The sequence below is a fragment of the Cereibacter changlensis JA139 genome, assembly GCF_003034985.1.
Classification (GTDB): domain Bacteria; phylum Pseudomonadota; class Alphaproteobacteria; order Rhodobacterales; family Rhodobacteraceae; genus Cereibacter; species Cereibacter changlensis.
In genome coordinates this window covers 1-3,624 of record NZ_PZKG01000234.1, presented here as the reverse complement: position 1 = coordinate 3,624, position 3,624 = coordinate 1, and the positions used below count along the sequence as shown (strand labels likewise).

The window sequence follows — 3,624 nt, the reverse complement described above, 5'->3', positions numbered from 1 at the left end:
GGGTTATCCGACCACGCAGGCAGCCCAAAGCTGAGTCCAGAGGGGTAACTATGTCTTCAATCGGCGGCCCGCTCGGCAGTGAAAGGGGGGCTTTTGGCGCTCCGCAGCCAGCCGGCGCGAATAAGGCAATCAATATTAAGGGTGCGGCGCGAGTCAACAACCTGGTGATGCTCCAGCAGGTGGAGCGGAGATGTCGATGCTTCCGTCACTCTCTGTCGTGACCGTGATGCGTCCATCCTGGCAACCCGTTGAAGTTGCGGAGTTGCCGATTGTAACGGTGTTGCTATTCCCGGTGATGTAGACGCTGCTGGTGGAATTGTTGACCGCGCCAGCTACGTAGGACCCTCCGACTCCGCTTCTTGCTGAGCCGTCCGCCGACCCCCCGTTGTCGTAAGCTCCAGCCTCAGCCTTCCCAAGAAGGTCGATACCCTGATTTCGAGCGCTTCGATCATTTGCGGTCGGAAACGCATAGGATGAACCCCATGAGCTCCCCGCCGAGGGATAGGATTGGGCCCAACCGGCGGACAGCGAAAACAGTGCCAACAGAAAAATTGCCGCGTGGATTTTTAGATTATGGGCCATTCTCGAATATTTCACCTTTTAAATTTAAACAAATAATGGAGCGATGGGCGGTAACTTTGATTATTGCTCTTTGTCAAGCTCTGTCAAACATCACCGCTTTGATATGCAAGCTGATCGACAGCTCGAGGTCCGGTTTGCTCCGCCTAGTGATCTTGCCGTGGCCTAGGAGGCTGATCTCTGAGCTTGATTGTGTGATCGCAGAAATGAATAGGATCAATATGAGGCATTTCGTCACGGCCGGCACGGTTGCGCACGCAGTCAGAGCAGCTGAGCCGGGAGTTCGGCTCTAGAATGAAGGGAGTTGTCCGTGGCGGAAGCGGGTAGCAGATCGGGAATCCGAAGACAGAGTGATTGGAACCGCTCTCGATTGTTCTGCCTGTGTGCAGGTCCGGCCGCGTTGGGGGCTTCGCACAGACGGACGCCTCGCGCTGGGACAGTGATCTTGCACAACAGGGGCACCTTGATGCGACGCGACGACGGGGGAGTGTCGATCTGGCTCGTGACAAACAGGACCGCAGCGAACTGGAACAGCGAATGGTTGCAGCGTGGTAAGCGGGAAGCTGGGGCCGTTCAGGCTCTGTAGTTCCAGGGCATGAGAGCATCGATTTCGGCGCTGGACCATTGGTTGGCGATGCGCTCCAAGGTCTGGCTTAGCCAAGCAGCGGGATCGACGCTGTTCATCTTGCACGTCTGCAGGAGCGTGGCGATGGTGGCCCATGTGCGGCCGACTCCGTCCGAACCGGCGAACAGGCTGTTCTTCCTCGTAATTGTCATCTCCCGTTCATTCTGCCCATGTCGGGCAGATTGTCGTGGTGCGTTACCGCTGGCACGCGCACTTTTTGGCCGACACTTGCGGGTCGAGCGTGTCGATCGGCGCAGGTCCGGCCGGTTCGTTCATGTCGAAGTCCATCCGGGCGTCTTCAGGGTTCTGGCTGCGTGGATGCTCGATCCGGTGGCCTGCGCCGGAATGGACCTCGGCGCGCCGCGTGTGTCGCTCGCCGCGCTTGCTGATCTTGATGACCTGCTGAGTCGGCGCGGTTTTCGGCGAAACTCCCCCGGTGACATCACCGCCGGAGAGGAGCAAACCAATGCAAGACCTGCCAACCGTAACGGCCCGGTTGGCGCCGCCTGCCAGAGCTTGGCGTGATCGATTAAGGCACGTGCATAACGACGTCGTTAGCGACGTGTCTTATGTGGGGCTTGTGATGCGGGGCGATATTCTTGGGCTGGAGCGGCGGCGACGGTGCCCCGTGGCAGTACGGGCTCTGGATCTCGAGGCCGAGCAGGTTGTGGACGCCCTCAGGCGGAAAGGACGCCCGTGTCACATGACGAGACAAGAACAAATACAAATGTTTCCAGACAGTTGAAGAAGAGGGGTATAATGACTCAGCACTCGTCTGGGGCCTGATGGCGCGCTCGACGATGTTGGAGTCGAGCTCGACGAGACCGTCCTTCAGGAAGCGCTCGAAGATCTCGCGGCGGGATATGGCATAGCGCAGGGCCTCGGCCAGTTTCGATTTCCCCGAGATGCGGGGCAAGGTCCGCTGCCAGAGCGTGAACAGCTCAGTGACGATCGGTGCGGAGACAGCCTGGCGCGCGGCGGCGCGGGCTTCGGGATCTTTGCCGCGAACCTGCGCCTCGAGCTTCCAGAGCTCAGCCATCCGCTCGACCGTGGCGGTGGCGATCTCCGAGGCGCCTGCAGCATGGAGTTCATAGAACCGGCGCCGACTGTGGGCCCAGCATCCCGCCAGCCGCGGGCCGTCATTGCCCCCGTCCTTGCGCACCAGCTTGCTGTAGGCGGCATAGCCGTCCACCTGCAGGATACCGCCATAGCCCTGGAGGTGACGACGCACGCAATTGCCCGATCGGCTGTCTTCGAAGCGATAGGCCACCATGGGCGGGCCGCTCCCGCCGAAGGTGCTGTCATCGCGGGCATAGGCCCAGAGCCAAGCTTTCTTCGTGGCGCCAGCGCCGGGAGCGAGGGTCGGCAGGCTGGTTTCATCGGCAAAGACCCGTGCGCCTTTCAGGACTTCGCCCAGGACATGGTCTGCGAGGATCTCCAGCTCGAACCCGACCCGGCCCATCCACTGCGCCATCAGCCGCCGGTCGATCTCAACGTGATCGCGGGCATAGATCCCCTCCTGGCGATAGAGAGGCAGGCCATCGGCATATTTCGAGACAGCAATCTGCGCCAGCAGCGCTTCGGTCGGCAGGCCGCTCTCGATGATATGGGCGGGAGCCAGTGCCTGGATGACGCCGTCCCAGCCCTTGAACGCGTATTTGGGGCGGCGGGTGACGATCACCCGGAACTTCGCCGGTATCACATCAAGCCGCTCCGACACATCTTCGCCGATCAGCACCTTCTGCTTGCCCGCGTGCTCCGGCAGGTCCTCAGGCTCGATCACCACTTCGACCCGTTCCAGATGCGGCGGGAAGCCTTTGCGCGGGCGGGAAGGCCGCCTCTCATGCGGGGTTCGGCCCGTGCCGATCTGCGCCCGGAGGGCGGAGATGCCTGTCTCGATCTCCTCGAAGACAAAGGCCTGCTGCGCTTGCTCGTCTACTGACGGCCCGCCGGCGCCAAGCTTCTCCGAGCGCCGACCGAACCTGGCGCGATCATAGGCTTTCAGGATCTCCATCAGCCGCTTGATCCGCTCGTCGGCATCCGTGCTGCGCGCTCTCAAAGCGGCGTTCTCATCCTCCAATGCCGCAGTCTTCTGCGTCATGGCGCGGACCAGGGACTTCAGCAGGTCCATGTCGTCAGGGAGGGAGAAATCGTCCGCGCTCATAGCGTCAAAGATAGCACATTCCCGCCGGACATGCCGCAGGATTTCTACGGCGAAGCCCGGTTTCTTCACTTCGATGCTGCACAATTATCCTGCGAATACAGGAGCTTTTACTGCCAGGGGGCGCACCCGCTTCCAGTCCAGACCATCCACCAGCGCCATGAGCTGCGCTTGATTCAGCTGGACCCGGACAGGTCCGATACTCGGCCAGCAGAAGGCGGATTTTTCGAGCCGCTAGGCAAAAATACAGACCCCGCTG

At 61.1% G+C, this 3,624-nt stretch carries 1 protein-coding gene and 3 pseudogenes; all 4 read right to left on the bottom strand.

Features of this window, described 5'->3' with window-relative positions:
* Positions 1–1,152: 1,152 nt before the first annotated feature.
* Positions 1,153–1,362: pseudogene (locus tag C5F48_RS22425) on the bottom strand (transposase domain-containing protein); the annotation flags it as partial.
* A 37-nt stretch (positions 1,363–1,399) separates the two neighbouring features.
* On the bottom strand, positions 1,400–1,666 hold the full coding sequence (locus C5F48_RS24930; protein ID WP_146170711.1) for a hypothetical protein: 267 nt from the start codon (positions 1,664–1,666) through the stop codon (positions 1,400–1,402).
* Between the two features lie 310 nt (positions 1,667–1,976).
* A pseudogene (gene tnpC, locus C5F48_RS22420) lies at positions 1,977–3,368 on the bottom strand (IS66 family transposase); the annotation flags it as partial.
* Positions 3,369–3,452: 84 nt separating this feature from the next.
* Positions 3,453–3,587: pseudogene (locus tag C5F48_RS26520) on the bottom strand (hypothetical protein); the annotation flags it as partial.
* Positions 3,588–3,624: the final 37 nt, after the last annotated feature.